This window comes from Streptomyces sp. R35 (genome assembly GCF_041053035.1).
Lineage (GTDB): Bacteria > Actinomycetota > Actinomycetes > Streptomycetales > Streptomycetaceae > Streptomyces > Streptomyces lutosisoli.
Map to the genome: position 1 here is coordinate 9525748 of NZ_CP163440.1, position 14924 is coordinate 9540671.

13 protein-coding genes are annotated in these 14924 nt (G+C 71.1%); 11 read left to right on the forward strand and 2 right to left on the reverse strand.

Going from position 1 to position 14924, the window contains the following annotated elements; all coding sequences use genetic code 11:
* Window positions 1-12 precede the first annotated feature (12 nt).
* From AB5J50_RS42795 to AB5J50_RS42820, 6 genes are all read left to right on the forward strand, one after another.
* Window positions 13-1032 carry an ABC transporter substrate-binding protein gene (locus tag AB5J50_RS42795; protein WP_369263982.1) on the forward strand — a complete coding sequence of 340 codons (1020 nt, stop codon included), beginning with the start codon at window positions 13-15 and terminating at the stop codon, window positions 1030-1032.
* Window positions 1033-1263: 231 nt separating this feature from the next.
* Window positions 1264-1371 (forward strand): putative leader peptide, encoded by a 108-nt coding sequence (locus AB5J50_RS42800; RefSeq protein ID WP_327433422.1) that lies wholly within the window; start codon window positions 1264-1266, stop codon window positions 1369-1371.
* A 76-nt stretch (window positions 1372-1447) separates the two neighbouring features.
* Window positions 1448-2710, forward strand: coding sequence for an LLM class flavin-dependent oxidoreductase (locus AB5J50_RS42805; protein WP_369263983.1), 1263 nt, complete (start codon window positions 1448-1450; stop codon window positions 2708-2710).
* 20 nt (window positions 2711-2730) lie between these two features.
* A complete protein-coding gene (locus tag AB5J50_RS42810) occupies window positions 2731-4107 on the forward strand; it encodes an NtaA/DmoA family FMN-dependent monooxygenase (RefSeq protein ID WP_369263984.1) in 1377 nt (458 codons plus the stop codon).
* Between the two features lie 151 nt (window positions 4108-4258).
* The gene (locus tag AB5J50_RS42815; protein ID WP_369263985.1) at window positions 4259-7975 is read left to right on the forward strand and encodes a choice-of-anchor D domain-containing protein; all 3717 of its coding nucleotides are present in this window, start codon (window positions 4259-4261) and stop codon (window positions 7973-7975) included.
* 56 nt (window positions 7976-8031) lie between these two features.
* The gene (locus tag AB5J50_RS42820; RefSeq protein ID WP_369263986.1) at window positions 8032-8499 is read left to right on the forward strand and encodes a hypothetical protein; all 468 of its coding nucleotides are present in this window, start codon (window positions 8032-8034) and stop codon (window positions 8497-8499) included.
* On the opposite strand, the gene AB5J50_RS42825 is transcribed toward AB5J50_RS42820, so the two are convergent.
* The gene (locus AB5J50_RS42825) at window positions 8456-9277 is read right to left on the reverse strand and encodes a CDP-alcohol phosphatidyltransferase family protein (protein ID WP_369263987.1); all 822 of its coding nucleotides are present in this window, start codon (window positions 9275-9277) and stop codon (window positions 8456-8458) included. The two genes, AB5J50_RS42820 and AB5J50_RS42825, sit on opposite strands and share 44 nt — an antisense overlap.
* Window positions 9278-9383: 106 nt before the next feature.
* Between AB5J50_RS42825 and AB5J50_RS42830 the strand changes: the two genes are divergently transcribed.
* From AB5J50_RS42830 to AB5J50_RS42850, 5 genes are all read left to right on the forward strand, one after another.
* Entirely contained in the window at window positions 9384-10364 is a 981-nt protein-coding gene (locus AB5J50_RS42830) for a zinc-binding alcohol dehydrogenase (RefSeq protein ID WP_369263988.1), read from the forward strand.
* Window positions 10365-10501: 137 nt separating this feature from the next.
* Entirely contained in the window at window positions 10502-10900 is a 399-nt protein-coding gene (locus AB5J50_RS42835; RefSeq protein ID WP_327433429.1) for a 6-carboxytetrahydropterin synthase, read from the forward strand.
* Between the two features lie 11 nt (window positions 10901-10911).
* Window positions 10912-12099 (forward strand): glycosyltransferase family 4 protein, encoded by a 1188-nt coding sequence (locus AB5J50_RS42840; protein WP_369265668.1) that lies wholly within the window; start codon window positions 10912-10914, stop codon window positions 12097-12099.
* Window positions 12096-13049 carry a class I SAM-dependent methyltransferase gene (locus AB5J50_RS42845; protein ID WP_369263989.1) on the forward strand — a complete coding sequence of 318 codons (954 nt, stop codon included), beginning with the start codon at window positions 12096-12098 and terminating at the stop codon, window positions 13047-13049. Before AB5J50_RS42840 ends, AB5J50_RS42845 begins: the two co-directional genes overlap by 4 nt.
* Window positions 13046-14260 carry a lysylphosphatidylglycerol synthase transmembrane domain-containing protein gene (locus AB5J50_RS42850; protein WP_369263990.1) on the forward strand — a complete coding sequence of 405 codons (1215 nt, stop codon included), beginning with the start codon at window positions 13046-13048 and terminating at the stop codon, window positions 14258-14260. Before AB5J50_RS42845 ends, AB5J50_RS42850 begins: the two co-directional genes overlap by 4 nt.
* Here the strand turns inward: AB5J50_RS42850 and AB5J50_RS42855 are convergent.
* A complete protein-coding gene (locus tag AB5J50_RS42855; protein WP_327435298.1) occupies window positions 14143-14892 on the reverse strand; it encodes a creatininase family protein in 750 nt (249 codons plus the stop codon). The genes AB5J50_RS42850 and AB5J50_RS42855 overlap by 118 nt on opposite strands.
* Window positions 14893-14924 lie beyond the last annotated feature (32 nt).

A 14924-nucleotide genomic window follows, 5' to 3' on the forward strand; every position in this document is an offset into this window, starting at 1 on the left:
GGACAGCCAGCCATGCCTACGCACTTCTCCCGACGCAGCCTGATACGCGGGATCACCGCGGCCACCGCCGTTGCCTCGCTCGCCGCCGGGCTCGCCGCCTGCGGAGGCGACAGTGACGCCGCCACCACGACCGACGCCGTCGGCACGGTGACGGTGGGACAGCTGTCCAACGGGGCTGCCAAACAGGCCGAGTTGAAGGTCTCCGAGGTGAAGTCGATCAGCGCGGAGCTGCCCGCGTCGGTCCGCAGGAGCGGCACGCTGGCGATCGGCGTCGGCGCTCTGCCCGACGGTTTCCCGCCCCTCGCGTTCGTCGGTTCCGACCAGAAGACGCTCACCGGTGCCGAGCCCGACCTCGGGCGTCTGGTCGCCGCGGTCCTCGGCCTGAAGCCGGAGGTGAAGAACTCCACCTGGGAGAACATGTTCGTCGGCATCGACAGCGGCAAGGTCGACGTCGCCTTCTCGAACATCACCGACACCGAGGAGCGCAAGAAGAAGTACGACTTCGCCTCCTACCGCAAGGACAACCTCGGCTTCGAAGTGCTCAAGAAGAGCACGTGGAACTTCGACGGAGACTACGAGAACCTCGCCGGGAAGACCGTCGCCGTCGACAACGGCACCAACCAGGAGAAGATCCTTCTTGAGTGGCAGAGCAAGCTCAAGAAGGAGGGCAAGCAGCTCACCGTCAAGCACTACCAGAGCAAGAACAGCACCAACCTGGCGCTGGTCGGCGGGAAGATCGACGCGTACTTCGCCGCGAACCCGGGTGTCGCGTACCACATCACGCAGACCGCCTCGTCGCCCAACCCGACGCGCAGCGCGGGCACGTTCTCCGGAGCCGGGGCGTCGCTGCAGGGCCTGATCGCGGCGACCTCGAAGAAGGACAGCGGAGTGGCCAAGCCGGTCGCGGACGCGATCAACTACCTGATCAAGAACGGCCAGTACGCCAAGTGGCTGACCGCCTGGAACCTCTCCAACGAGGCCGTCACCACCTCCGAGATCAACCCGGCCGGGCTCCCGCTCGACAACTCCTGAACACCGGAGTTCTTCTGACGGTCCGTCGGCTGGTCTCTTGGAGCCGACGGGCCGTGAATCCGCCGAAGTCGCCGCGTCACCGCCACGGAGATCCGACACCTCATGTCCAGACTCCCGGCGCGCGGCCGGAACAGACGGCGAAGCCGGGCTGTTGAGAGGGACGACGACACGATGCCGGCGCGGCCACGGGCCCGCCGCGCCGGAAGGGCGGGGGTGACCGAGGTGCCGGGTGTGTCCCGACTCCCCGCCAAGGTCCTGGCACCACGCCGCCGCGTCCATCTGTACTCCCGGCCGCACATCGACCTGCAGCGCGTGGCCGGCGCGCTCTGTCGCCCCTGACCTGTCACCCCGCCACCGCACCCTCGACGCCGAGGGCCCGGTGATCTCATACGGTCGATCAGGAAGGCACCCTCCCGTGTCCTCACCATCTTCGCTGTCCCCCTCGTCCCCCTCCTCCGCCTCATCCGCCGGAAAACTCCACCTCGCCGTCGCGCTCGACGGTGCCGGCTGGCACCCGGCCGCCTGGCGCGAACCGGCGGCGCGGCCCCGGGAACTGCTCACCGCCGCCTACTGGACCGACCTGGTCACCGAGGCCGAACGCGGGCTGCTCGACTTCGTGACGATCGAGGACGCGCTCGGACTCCAGTCCTCGCACGTCACCGAACCCGACGGGCGGACGGACCAGGTCCGCGGACGCCTCGACGCCGTCCTCATCGCGGCCCGCGTCGCACCGCTGACCAGCCACATAGGCCTGGTACCGACCGTGGTGGCCACCCACACGGAGCCCTTCCATATATCCAAGGCGATCGCCACCCTCGACTATGTGAGCACCGGCCGCGCGGGCCTCCGGGTGCAGGTGTCCGCACGCCGCAATGAGGCCGCGCACTTCGGCCGCCGTACCTTCCCCCCGTTCCGTTCCGAGGATCTGGAGAGCCCGGCGATCAGGGAGTCGATCGTCGAGATCTTCGACGAGGCCGCCGACTACGTCGAAGTGGTGCGCCGGCTCTGGGACAGCTGGGAGGACGGCGCGGAGATCCGGGACGTCGCCACCGGCCGCTTCATCGACCGCGACAAACTGCACTACATCGACTTCGAGGGCCCGCACTTCAGCGTCAAGGGCCCCTCCATCACCCCCCGGCCGCCGCAGGGCCAGCCCCTGGTCACCGCGCTGGCCCACGAGACCGGGACGGGTGCGCCGTTCCGGCTCGTGGGGCGTTCCACCGATCTCGGATACGTTACTCCGCACGACGCCGAGCAGGCACGTGCCGTCGTCGCCGCGGTCCGCGCCGAACAGGACGCGGCCGGTCGCGCCGCGCAGCCGCTGCATCTCTTCGGCGACCTGGTGGTGTTCCTGGACGACGACCCCGCCGCCGCGGTGGCGCGCCTGGACCGTCTCGACTCCCTCGCGGGACACCCGTACACCAGCGACGCGCGGATCTTCACGGGAACGCCCGGACAACTGGCCGATCTGCTCCAGGAGTTGGGGCAGGCCGGACTGTCCGGCTTCCGGCTGCGCCCCGCCGTCGCCGGCCACGACCTCCCGGCGATCACCCGGGGCCTGGTTCCCGAACTCCAGCGCCGCGGCGCCTTCCGGGAGTCGTACGAAGCCGACACCCTGCGCGGGCTGCTGGGGCTCGCCCGCCCCGCCAACCGCTATGCCGCCGCCGTCACCGCCTGAGCCGGAGGGACCGTACGACCATGAGCAAGCCCCTGAAGCAGATCCATCTGGCCGCCCATTTCCCCGGCGTCAACAACACCACCGTATGGAGCGACCCGGAGGCCGGCAGTCACATCGAGTTCAGTTCCTTCGCGCACTTCGCGCGCACCGCCGAACGCGCCAAGTTCGACTTCCTGTTCCTCGCCGAGGGGCTTCGGCTGCGCGAACAGGGCGGCAGGATCTACGACTTGGACGTCGTCGGACGGCCCGACACCTTCACGATCCTCACCGCGCTCGCCGCCGTCACCGAACACCTCGGCCTGACCGGCACCATCAACTCCACCTTCAACGAGCCCTACGAGGTGGCCCGCCAGTTCGCGAGCCTCGACCACCTCTCCGGCGGGCGCGCCGCCTGGAACGTCGTCACCTCCTGGGACGCCTTCACCGGCGAGAACTTCCGCCGTGGCGGCTTCCTCCCGCAGGAGGAGCGCTACTCCCGGGCCAAGGAGTTCCTCACCACCGCGAACGAACTCTTCGACTCCTGGCACGGCGACGAGATCCTCGCCGACCAGGAGAGCGGCACCTTCCTGCGCGACGCGAAGGCGGGAGCCTTCGTGCACCAGGGTCAGCACTTCGGCATCGAGGGCCAGTTCAACGTGCCCCGTTCCCCGCAGGGACGCCCGGTGATCTTCCAGGCGGGCGACTCCGACGAGGGCCGCGAGTTCGCCGCGTCCAGTGCCGACGCGATCTTCAGCCGGTACAGCACCCTGAAGGAAGGGCAGGCGTTCTACACGGACGTCAAGGGCCGCCTGGCCCGCCACGGCCGCACCCGCGACCAGCTGCTGATCCTGCCCGCCGCGACCTTCGTCCTCGGGGACACCGACGCGGAGGCGGAGGAACGCGCCCGCGAGGTGCGGCGCCAGCAGGTCAGCGGCGCCACCGCCATCAAGCATCTGGAGTTCGTCTGGAACCGCGACCTGTCCGCGTACGACCCGGACGGTCCGGTCCCCGACATCGACCCCGACCCGGGCGAGCACACCATCGCGCGCGGTCGCGCCCAGGTGCGCATGTACCGCGACCCGCTGGCCACCGCCCGGGAGTGGCGGGAGCGTGCGGCGGCCAACAACTGGTCGATCCGCGACCTGGTCATCGAGACCGGCAACCGGCAGGCCTTCGTCGGCTCGCCGTCCACCGTCGCCGAGACCATCGACTCCTTCGTGCAGGCCGGCGCCGCCGACGGTTTCATCCTCGTCCCGCACATCACCCCCGGCGGCCTCGACGCCTTCGCCGACACCGTGGTCCCGCTGCTCCAGGAGCGCGGGGTCTTCCGCACGGAGTACGAGGGCACCACCCTGCGCGACCACCTCGGCCTGGCGCACCCGGACGCGGCGGCACCGGGCGAACGGGTCGCGTCGTGACGCCGTGGGTCGCCGCGTTTGACCCATCGTGGTGAACAACAGCGTATGTAAGCTGCGAAAGCGTACGAATATTGGCCGGTCCCGCTGACGATGATCGTCGGCGGGACCGGTCGGTCTCCGCCCTCGCGCACTCATGTACCGAGGTGGAGACATGCCCAGCACGCGCAGACGACGGGGCGGGAACCGACTGCTTGCGCTGCTGACGGGCTGTCTGCTGCTGGGCACCGGCGGCACGTTGCCTTCGCTCGCCGCCGCGCCGGGCCGCGCCGACGAATCGACGGTCTCGGTCGACAACTTCCGCACCGGCTGGGACAAGAACGAGCCCGGACTCGCGCCTTCCCAGGTGGCCAGCTCCGACTTCGGGCAGCAGTTCTCCACCGCCGTGGACGGTCAGGTCTACGCGCAGCCCCTGGTGGCCGGCAAGACGGTCGTCGCGGCCACCGAGAACGCCAAGGTGTACGGGCTCGACTCGGCGTCCGGGAAGATCAACTGGACGAAGAACCTGGGTGCGCCCTGGCCGGCCTCGGCGATCGGCTGCGGTGACCTGGTACCGAACTTCGGGGTGACCTCGACCCCCGTGCACGATCCGGCGACCAACACCGTCTACCTCACTGCCAAGATCAACGACGGGCCCGACGTCCAGCACCCCAACTGGTACGTCCACGCGATGGACGCGACGACCGGCGCCGAACGCAGCGGCTGGCCGGTGAAGGTGCAGGGCGCGCCGGTCAACGACCCCAGCCACCCCTTCAACCCGTTCACCGCCGCCCAGCGCCCCGGTCTGCTGCTGATGGGCGGATCGATCTACGTGGCGTTCGCCTCGCACTGTGACATCGGCCCGTACGTCGGCTATGTCGTGGGTGTCAACACCACGACCCGCAACACCACCCTGTGGGCCACCGAGGACTCCTCCGCCAACGGCAAGGCCGGCATCTGGATGAGCGGCGGCGGCCCGGTCTCCGACGGGCCGGGCAGAATCTTCGTGTCCACCGGCAACGGCATCTCCCCGGCACCCGGCCCCGGCTCGCAGCCGCCGGGCCAACTGGCCGAGTCGGTGGTACGACTGGGCGTCAACAGCGACGGCACGATGTCCGCGCAGGACTTCTTCAGCCCCAGCAACGCCCCGACCCTCGACCAGAACGACACCGACTTCGGCTCGGGCGGTCCGGTGGCGCTGCCCAATGACGTCTTCGGCACGAGCCAGCACCCCCATCTCATGGCGCAGATCGGCAAGGACGGCCGCCTCTTCCTCCTCGACCGGGACAGCCTCGGCGGCCGCAGCCAGGGATCCGGCGGCACCGACAAGGTGGTCGGCACCTTCGGGCCGTACGAGGGTGTCTGGGGGCACCCGTCCGTGTACGGCGGACAGGGCGGCTATGTGTACACGATCGGCAGCAGGGGGCCGCTGCGGGCCTTCGCCTACGGCGTCAACGGTTCGGGCCAGCCCACACTGACCAACACCGGCACCAGCACCGGCACCTTCGGCTACACCTCCGGCTCGCCCGTGGTCACCTCCACCGGCACCACGCCGGGCTCCGCCCTCGTCTGGGCGATCTACTCGGACGGCCCCAACGGAGGCAACGGCCAGATCCGCGCGTACGACGCCACGCCCACGAACGGAACGTTGACGCAGCGCTTCTCGGCCCCGATCGGCACCGCGTCCAAGTTCTCCGTACCCGCCACCGACGGTGGCCGGGTCTACGTCGGCACCCGGGACGGCCACATTCTCGCGTTCGGCCGCCCGTCCGCCGGGGCGTTGACCGGCAACGCGGTGGACTTCGGCAATGTGGCCGTGGGCAGCTCCCGCAACGCCACGGCCAAGGTGACCGCCACCCAGGACGTGACGATCACGGCGGTGAGTGCGCCGTCGGGCAGTCAGTTCTCCTCCTCGCCCTCGGGTCTGCCGGTCACGCTGCACGCGGGCGAGAGCTACTCGGTGCCGGTGACGTACTCGCCGACCACACCCGGCGCAGCCAGTTCCGTGCTGACCTTCACCACCGATACCGGTGACTTCGGGCTCGGTCTGACCGGCTACGGCACCAAACCCGGCCTCGTCGCCTCCCCGTCCACGCTGGCCTTCGGCACCGTGGCCACCGGAACGTCCAAGACGCTGGGCGTGAGCTTCACCAACACCGGAACCCAGCCCGAGACGATCTCGGGGAGCAACGCGCCGGACGCGCCCTTCAGCGCCGACGGCATGCCCGCCGACGGGACCGTCGTCCAGCCTCAGCAGGCTGTCACCGTGCAGGTGAAGTACACCCCGACGGCCGCGGGCGACAACAGCGATACGCTCTCGCTCACCGGCCAGAACGGCACCGCGACCGTGAACGTCACCGGCACGGCGGTGACCGGCCAGGCGCATCTGACGATCACTCCGACGTCCACCGACTTCGGCGATGTCGCGGTCGGGAAGTCCGTCACCAAGACCTTCGACATCAGCAACACGGGCAACATCCCCCTCACCATCACCAAGGCGGCACCGCCGACGGATCCGTTCCACGTGACCAGTCCGATCAGCGAGGGCCAGGTCCTGGGCCCGGAGGACGTGGTCCACCAGGCCGTCACCTTCTCGCCGACCGCTGTCGGCAAGGTCACCGGCACCTACCAGCTGACCTCCGACGACGGCCGTGGACCGCAGAACGAGACGGTCACCGGCAACGGAACGGCACCCGGAAGGGTCACCGTCCCGCCGCCCGGAGAGGGCGGCTGGAAGCTCAACGGAACCGCGCAGCTCTCCGGCAACGACCTCCAGCTCACCCAGGCGACCAAACACCAGGCGGGCTCGGGCATCTTCCCCGTCCCGGTGGTCACCGACGGCCTCAAGGCGGCGTTCACCACCGTCATCGGCGGCGGCGACGGCGCCGACGGTCAGACCTTCGGCCTGCTGGACCCGGCCCAGGCCACCCCCAGCACGCTGGGCCCCGACGGCGGTGGCCTCGGCTGGCGGGGGAAGCCCGGTGTGGCGATCACCTTCGACACCTCCCGCAACACGGGCGACCCGTCGTCGAACTTCGTGGGCATCGCCACCGGGGCGAGCGGTGACGTGTTCACCTACGCGGCGACCACCACCAACGTGCCCAACCTGCGCTCGGGCCCGCACGCCGTCGCCGTCTCGATCACCGGGAAGACGATCGCCGTCTCCCTGGACGGCACCAGGATCCTGACCACGACGGTGGCCTCGCTGCCCCCGACGGCCCTGCTGGCCTTCACCGGCGCCACTGGCGGACGGACGGACATCCACACGGTCCGGGACACGGTCATCAGCGCGACGTCGTACGCGGTGCCGCCGCCCGGGCCCAACGGGTGGACCTACAACAGTTCCGCCGCGCTGTCCGGCACCAGCCTGCTGCTCAACCCGGCCGTGAAGAACACCAAGGGGACCGGCATCCAGAGCACCGTCGTACCCTCCGGGCGCCTGAAGGCGACCTTCACCGCCGAGATCGGCGGCGGCACCGGCGCCGACGGCATGACCTTCATGCTGCTCGACTCGACGAAGGCGACCCCCAAGTCGCTCGGCGGGGGCGGCGGGGGCCTCGGTTACGCGGGGCTGCCGGGTATCGCCGTCACCCTGGACACGTTCCGCAACGCCGGCGACCCCTCGGCCAACTTCGTGGGGGTGGCCACCGGCGGCAACGGATCCCCCTTCACGTACGCCGCGACCTCGACCGCCGTTCCTCCCCTGCGGACCGGTACGCATGTCGTCGACGTGAGCGTGACGACCGCCGGGCACATCCTGGTGAGTGTGGACGGCACGCAGGTCATCGACACCGCGGTGACCCTGCCGGACAACGTGCTGGTCGGGTTCAGCGGCGCCAGCGGCGGTCTGACGGACAACCACACGGTCAGCGGCGTCAAGATCACTTACTGAGGATCCGGCCGGCCACCGACAGACTGCCGGCCACCCAACAGACCGAGGAGAGCGTCATGCGCAGAGGTAGACGTAGACGGGTCACCCCCCTGCTGGCCGCGATCGCCGTCGCGTCCTGCCTGGGCCTGCCACATCCCGCGGTGGCGGCGCCGGAACCCCCGCCGCTCACCGTCATGGTCGCCGACACCGACACGATGGGGCGCGTTCTCACGGATCCGGACGGGCGCACCCTGTACCGCTTCGACCGGGAGAGCGACGGGGACATCGCCTGCTTCCGCGTCTGCACGGACACCCACAAGCCGCTGCTCAACCCGCCCGGCGCGGAACTCCGGCTGCCGCCGGGCATCGCCGGGACGCTCGGTACCGTCGCACGGCCCGACGGCGGCGACCAGGTGACGTATGACGGCTCCCCGCTGTACTCGTACGCCGGGGACCTCCAGCCGGCCGACACCAACGGCGTCGGCCTGTTCTGGCATGTGATCAACCCTCTGAACGCGCCGGTACCGGCCGAGACGACAGGCTGACCGGACCGGGAAGCCGGCGCAGCGGCAGTCCGGCGGCGAGGGGCGCCGCGCCGCCGGCGACCTTTCGGCCGCCCTGGCGCCACAGCCACGCGATGTCGCGTCCGAATGACCAGACCAGCGACGCGAGAGCCAGCAGCACGGCCCCCGCGGTCGCCTCGTGCGGCAGGATCCCGGCGCCCGCGACGAGCAGCACGATGCCCTGCAGGGCCGCCACCGTCTTGCGCGCCATGCTCGGCGGCAGCGCGCCGTTCAGCCACGGCATCACCCGGGCGGCCGCCACGAACGCGTACCTCATCGTGCCGATCAGCAGCACCCACGGGCCGAGCGACATCGCTACGTACACGCTCAGTACCAGGATCAGGAACGCGTCGACCTCCATGTCGAAGCGGGCGCCCAGCGCGGAGGAGGTTCCGGTGCGCCGGGCGACCTTGCCGTCGACGCCGTCGAGGATCAGGGCGACCGCCGTCAGACCGACCAGCAGGCTGACCGGGGGCGAGCTCTGGAACGAGTCCGCGACCAGGGCGGTGACGCCGCCGACCAGGATGGCCCGGCCGAGCGTCACACGATTGGCGGGGCCGAACGAGCGGGGCTGCGAGCGGCGCAGGGCGCGGGTCAGTACCGCCCAGGTGGCGATCGCGAAGGCCAGGCCGGTCAGCCAGCCCGCGGGCCCCATCCCGATCGCCGTGCCCAGCAGCACCAGCAGCAGGAGCTGCACACCGGCTCCCACAATGGTCTCCTGCTGAGGGAGCCTCGCGTCGTATGTGTTGTTCAGGGCCACCGCACATCCTCCGGCCGTATGACAGAGTCGATCAACGCCGCGTACAGTGCGCGGCTTGTCACTGCTCCGTACGTGAAGATCTGCTGAATCGTTCAGGGGGACGCTCATGGAACTCTCAGCTCGCGCCTTCTGGCTCCGGTCGCCCGGGCAGGGCGAGATACGGGACGTCGCCGTGCCGGCACCCACCGAGGGCGAGGTGCTGGTGCGCACGCTCTTCTCCGGGGTGAGCCGGGGCACCGAGACCCTCGTCTTCCGAGGGGGTGTTCCGGAAAGTCAGCATGCTTCGATGCGTGCACCGTTCCAGGACGGGAATTTCCCCGCGCCGGTGAAATACGGCTATCTGAGCGTCGGCCGAGTGGAGGAAGGACCCGTGTCACTGCTCGGCCGGACCGTCTTCTGCCTGTATCCGCACCAGACGCGCTACGTCGTCCCGGTGAGCGCCGTGACGGTCGTACCGGACGCGGTCCCCGCCTCGCGCGCCGTGCTCGCCGGGACCGTCGAGACCGCGGTGAACGCCCTCTGGGACGCCGCGCCGCTGATCGGCGACCGGATCGCCGTGGTGGGCGGCGGCATGGTCGGCTGCTCCGTCGCGGCGCTGCTCGCCCGCTTCCCGGGCGTACGCGTCCAGCTCGTCGACGCGGATCCCTCCCGCGGCGAGATCGCGCGGGCGCTCGGCGTCGACTTCGCGCTCCCCGGGGACGCCGAGGGCGAGCGCGACCTCGTGGTGCACGCCAGCGCCACCGAGGCGGGACTCACCCGGGCGCTGGAACTCCTCGCCCCGGAGGGGACCGTGCTGGAAATGAGCTGGTACGGCGACCGGCGCGTCAGCCTGCCGCTGGGCGAGGCCTTCCACTCGCGGCGCCTGGTCGTGCGCAGCAGCCAGGTGGGTTCCGTTTCCCCGGCGAGCAGGCCCGGCAGGACCTACGCCGACCGCCTGGCGCTCGCCCTCGAACTGCTCGCCGAACCCGCCTTCGACGCGCTGATCACCGGCGAGTGCGGCTTCGCGGAACTGCCCGACGTGATGGCCAAGCTCGCCTCCGGATCGATACCCGGCTTGTGCCACCGCGTGGTCTACGACGACGTTTGAGCCCGGAACAACCTGCCTGACCTCTGAAGACTTCAAAGAAAGGGGAACAGGCAGCTGAACAAGGAGAACGGGGCAGCCGTACTACACGACGTGCCCCCGGCAGGGGATCAGACGCACCGCACCTGGAGGGTCGTCCGTTGTTCAGCATCACCGTCCGCGATCACCTGATGATCGCCCACAGCTTCCGTGGCGAGGTCTTCGGACCCGCGCAGCGCCTGCACGGGGCGACGTTCCTGGTGGACGCCACGTTTCGCCGCGCCGAGCTGGACGACGACAACATCGTTGTCGACATCGGTCTGGCCACCCAGGAACTCGGCGCCGTCGTGAGCGAGTTGAACTACCGCAATCTCGACAGCGAGCCGGACTTCAAGGACACCAACACCTCGACGGAGTTCCTGGCCAAGGTCATCGCCGACCGCCTCGCCGACCGCGTGCACGCAGGGGCACTGGGCGCGGGCGCCCACGGCCTCTCGGGCATCACGGTCACGCTGCACGAGTCGCACATCGCCTGGGCGAGTTACGAGCGTGCCCTGTGACCGACACGACCATGGAGCGGGCGTCCCTCACCAGTGACCAGGCCGCCCTGAACTACGTGCCCCCGCAGCACACGGCCCCCAAGAACGCCGAGATCATCCCCATGTCCCTGCGCTCCGTGCACTTCGTCATGCCGGGCGGTGTCGACGACCCGGCCGCGCCGAGCGGCGGCAACGCCTACGACCGGCGGCTCTGCCTGGACCTTCCCGGCTTCGGCTGGCAGGTCCACCGCCACGCCGTCGCGGGAGAATGGCCGAGCCCCCGGTCCGCCGCCCGTACGGAACTCGCCCGTACGCTCCGTGACTTGCCGGACGGCACGGTCGTCCTGCTCGACGGACTCGTCGCCTGCGGCGTCCCCGAGATCATCGTTCCCGAGGCCGAACGGCTGTGCCTCGTCGTGCTGGTGCATCTGCCGCTCGGCGACGAGACGGGTCTCGCGCCCGCCGTGGCCGCCGACCTGGACGCCCGGGAACGCACGACGCTCCGCGCCGTGTCGGCCGTCGTCGCCACCAGCGACTGGGCCGTCCGCCGGCTTGTGGCCCACCACGGGCTCGCCCCCGACCGCGTCCATGTCGCCGCGCCCGGCGCGGACATCGCGCCGCTCGCCTCCGGCACCGACGGCGTCTCGCGGCTGCTGTGCGTCGCCGCGGTCACCCCGCGCAAGGGCCAGCACCGGCTGGTCGAGGCCCTCGCGACCGTCACCGACCTGCCCTGGAGCTGCGTCTGCGTCGGCGGCCTCGGCCAGGACCCGGCCTATGTCGCCCGGCTTCGCGCGCTGATCGAGCAGTACGGCCTCGGCGACCGGCTGCACCTCGCGGGCCCGCAGGCGGGCGCGGAACTCGACGCGAGCTACGCGACGGCCGACCTCATGGTGCTCACGTCCTACGCCGAGACGTACGGCATGGCCGTCACCGAGGCGCTCGCCCGTGGGATACCGGTGCTCGCGACGGACGTCGGCGGCCTTCCCGAAGCGGTCGGGCGCGCCCCCGACGGCGGGGTGCCCGGCATCCTCGTCCCACCGGAGGACCCGGCGGCCCTCGCCGCGGAACTGCGCGGCTGGTTCGGCGAGGCCGACGTACGACGCCGTCTGAAGGCGGCCGCGCGAGGACGCCGGGCGGCGCTGGACGGCTGGGCGACCACGGCCCGGAGCCTGGCCGGAGTGCTCGGCCGGCTGCCCCGGGAACCCCGGAGGGCGGCGTGAGTACGGCGACGACCCCCGCGGGGGTGCCGGGACGGGGCGCGGCGGTGCCCGACGCGTCCGAGAAGATTGCGAGGACGGGTGTGCCTGGTCAGCGGGTCGGTGCGGCCGATGCCGACGAAGTCCCTCGATACGCCCCCCAGTGGCTTCAGTTGCGCGAGGGCGCCGACGCCGCCGCGCGGGCGGCCGAACTGCTCGACCCGTTGCGCATCCGGCTGGCGAACCGGCCGGGGCGCGGCGGCGACCTGGTCATTCACGACCTCGGCTGCGGAACCGGCTCCATGGGCCGCTGGCTCGCCCCCCGCCTCGACGGCGCCCAGCACTGGATCCTGCACGACCGGGACCCCTATCTGCTGCACTTCGCGACCGTCGGGGCTCCCCGCGCCGCCGCCGACGGCAGCCGGGTCACGGTCACCACGCAACGCGGTGACATCGGCAGGCTGACCGCCGACGCCCTCGCCGACGCCTCGCTGGTGACGGCCTCCGCGCTGCTCGACGTGCTCACCGGCGAGGAGATCGACCGGCTCGCGGCGGCCTGCGCGGGCGCCGGGGTCCCGGCCTTGCTGACGCTGTCCGTCGTGGGGCGGATCGAACTCGCACCGGCCGACCCGCTCGACGCCGAGTTCGGCGAGGCGTTCAACACCCACCAGCGCCGTGGCGAACTCCTCGGCCCCGACGCCATCACGGCGGCCTGCGAGGCCTTCGGCCGGTACGGCGCGACGGTACGGGTGTATCCCAGCCCCTGGCGGCTGGGCCCCGACGAGGCCGCGCTCACCGAGGAGTGGCTGCGCGGCTGGGTCGGCGCGGCCTGCGAGCAGCGGCCCGACCTGGCGGCACGTGCGGAGTCGTATCTCCACTCCCGCCTGACGGCGTGCGCCGCGGGCGAGTTGCGGGTGGTGGTCCACCACAGCGATGTGCTGGTGCTGCCCGGGCCGACGGGCGGTGCGGTGTGAGCGCCGGGGTCGAGGCCGTGGCGGTGGACGCGGGCGCGGTTCGTACCCGTACGGACGAGGCGAGTGAGCGCGAGGTCGGCGCCTCGGGCACGGCCGGCCCGGCGCGCACCCGGGCCGGGGCGGGCCTGCGCGCCCGGCTCGACTCCCGCCGGCTCCGCACCCACCTCGGCACGGTCGCCGGTGTCGCCATCCTCGGCGTACTGCTCTGGCGACTGGGTACCGGTGTCTTCCTGGACGGGCTGCGGAGGATCGACGCCACGACGCTGCTGGCGGGGCTCGGACTCGGGCTGCTCACCACGGTGTTCAGCGCCTGGCGGTGGTGTCTGGTGGCGCGCGGACTGCGGATCCGGCTGCCGTTGGGGCCCGCCGTCGCGGACTACTACCGGGCGCTGTTCCTGAACGCGGCGCTGCCCGGCGGGGTGCTCGGCGATGTGCACCGTGCCGTCCGGCACGGTCAGAGCGCCGGGGACGTCGGCCGCGGAGTGCGGGCGGTGGTGCTCGAACGGACCGCGGGGCAGGCGGTGCTGGTGGCCGTCGGGGCGGCGGTGCTGCTCACCCAGCCCTCGCCGGTGCTCACCGAGACCCGGCACTTCGCGGTGATTCTGGCGATCGTCTCGGCGTGCGGAGTGGTGACGGTGGGCGCGGTACGCAGGGGCCGGGCCCCCGGTCGTGCCCAGCGCTACGGAGCCGTCCGTGCCGCGCTCACCGAGGCGCGCGGCGCGCTGCTCGCCCGGGGCAGCTGGCCCGGTGTGCTGCTCTCGTCGGTGCTGGTGTTGGCCGGTCACCTGGCCATGTTCGTGCTCGCCGCCCGGGTCGCCGGATCCGCCGCGTCCGTGGCTCAGTTGCTGCCGCTGGCGCTGCTGGCCCTGCTCGCCATGGGGCTGCCGCTGAACGTCGGCGGCTGGGGCCCCAGGGAGGGCGCGACCGCTTGGGCGTTCGGTGCCGCGGGGCTCGGCGCGAGCATGGGCCTGACCGTCGCCGTGGTCTACGGAGTGCTCAGCTTCGCGGCGAGCCTGCCCGGCGCCGTTGTCCTGGTCGTCCGGTGGTGCGCTGCGCTCCGGCGCCCCCAGGAGGAGAGCGCGGGAGGGCACGATCAATGCGTCACCAGGGAGAAATACGCCTCGAAGGAATCGGTCAGCGCCGCCAGCAGTTCCTTCCCCTTCTCGGCGGAAGCCAGCGAGGGACGGCCGATGACACCGGAATCGGTATAGGCCGACATGCCGACGGTGAGCAGATGCCGCCGGTCGTCGGCGGTGAAATCGGAGGTCTCGTAACCGGCTTTGACCAATTCCGGATGGGCGTGCAGAAGAATGGAGGTCTCGATTTCTCCCGCATGCATATCGCTGAGCAACGAGGTCTGCACACCGGCCCGTTCCCGCGCCGCCTCCCAGTCCTCCATGGCAGGGAAAAGCGCCATACGGGTACCGCTCCCCGCGGATTCCTGAACCACATTGCCCAATACGTAATTCCCGCCGTGCCCGTTGACGAGCACCAGGGTGTCGACGCCCGACGCGCGCAGCGAGCCGGCGATGTCCCGTACCACCGCGTGGAGCGTGACGGAAGAGATGCTGACGGTCCCCGGCCAGGCCGCGTGCTCGTGCGAGCAGGAGATCGTCACCGGAGGAAGGAGATGGACCGGATACGCGGCGGCAACCTCCCGCGCGATGGCGCACGCCACGAGGGTGTCGGTCGCGAGCGGAAGGAACGGACCGTGTTGTTCGAAGCTGCCGACGGGAAGGACGGCGACCTGACGGGCGACACCGGCCCCCCGTTCCCGTACATCCTCCGTGGTGTCCAGCGGCAACAGACCGGATACCGTCGAGCGCGTTCCCGAACTATCCATGTTTTCACGGCCCTTTCGACTCTGCTTAGGAA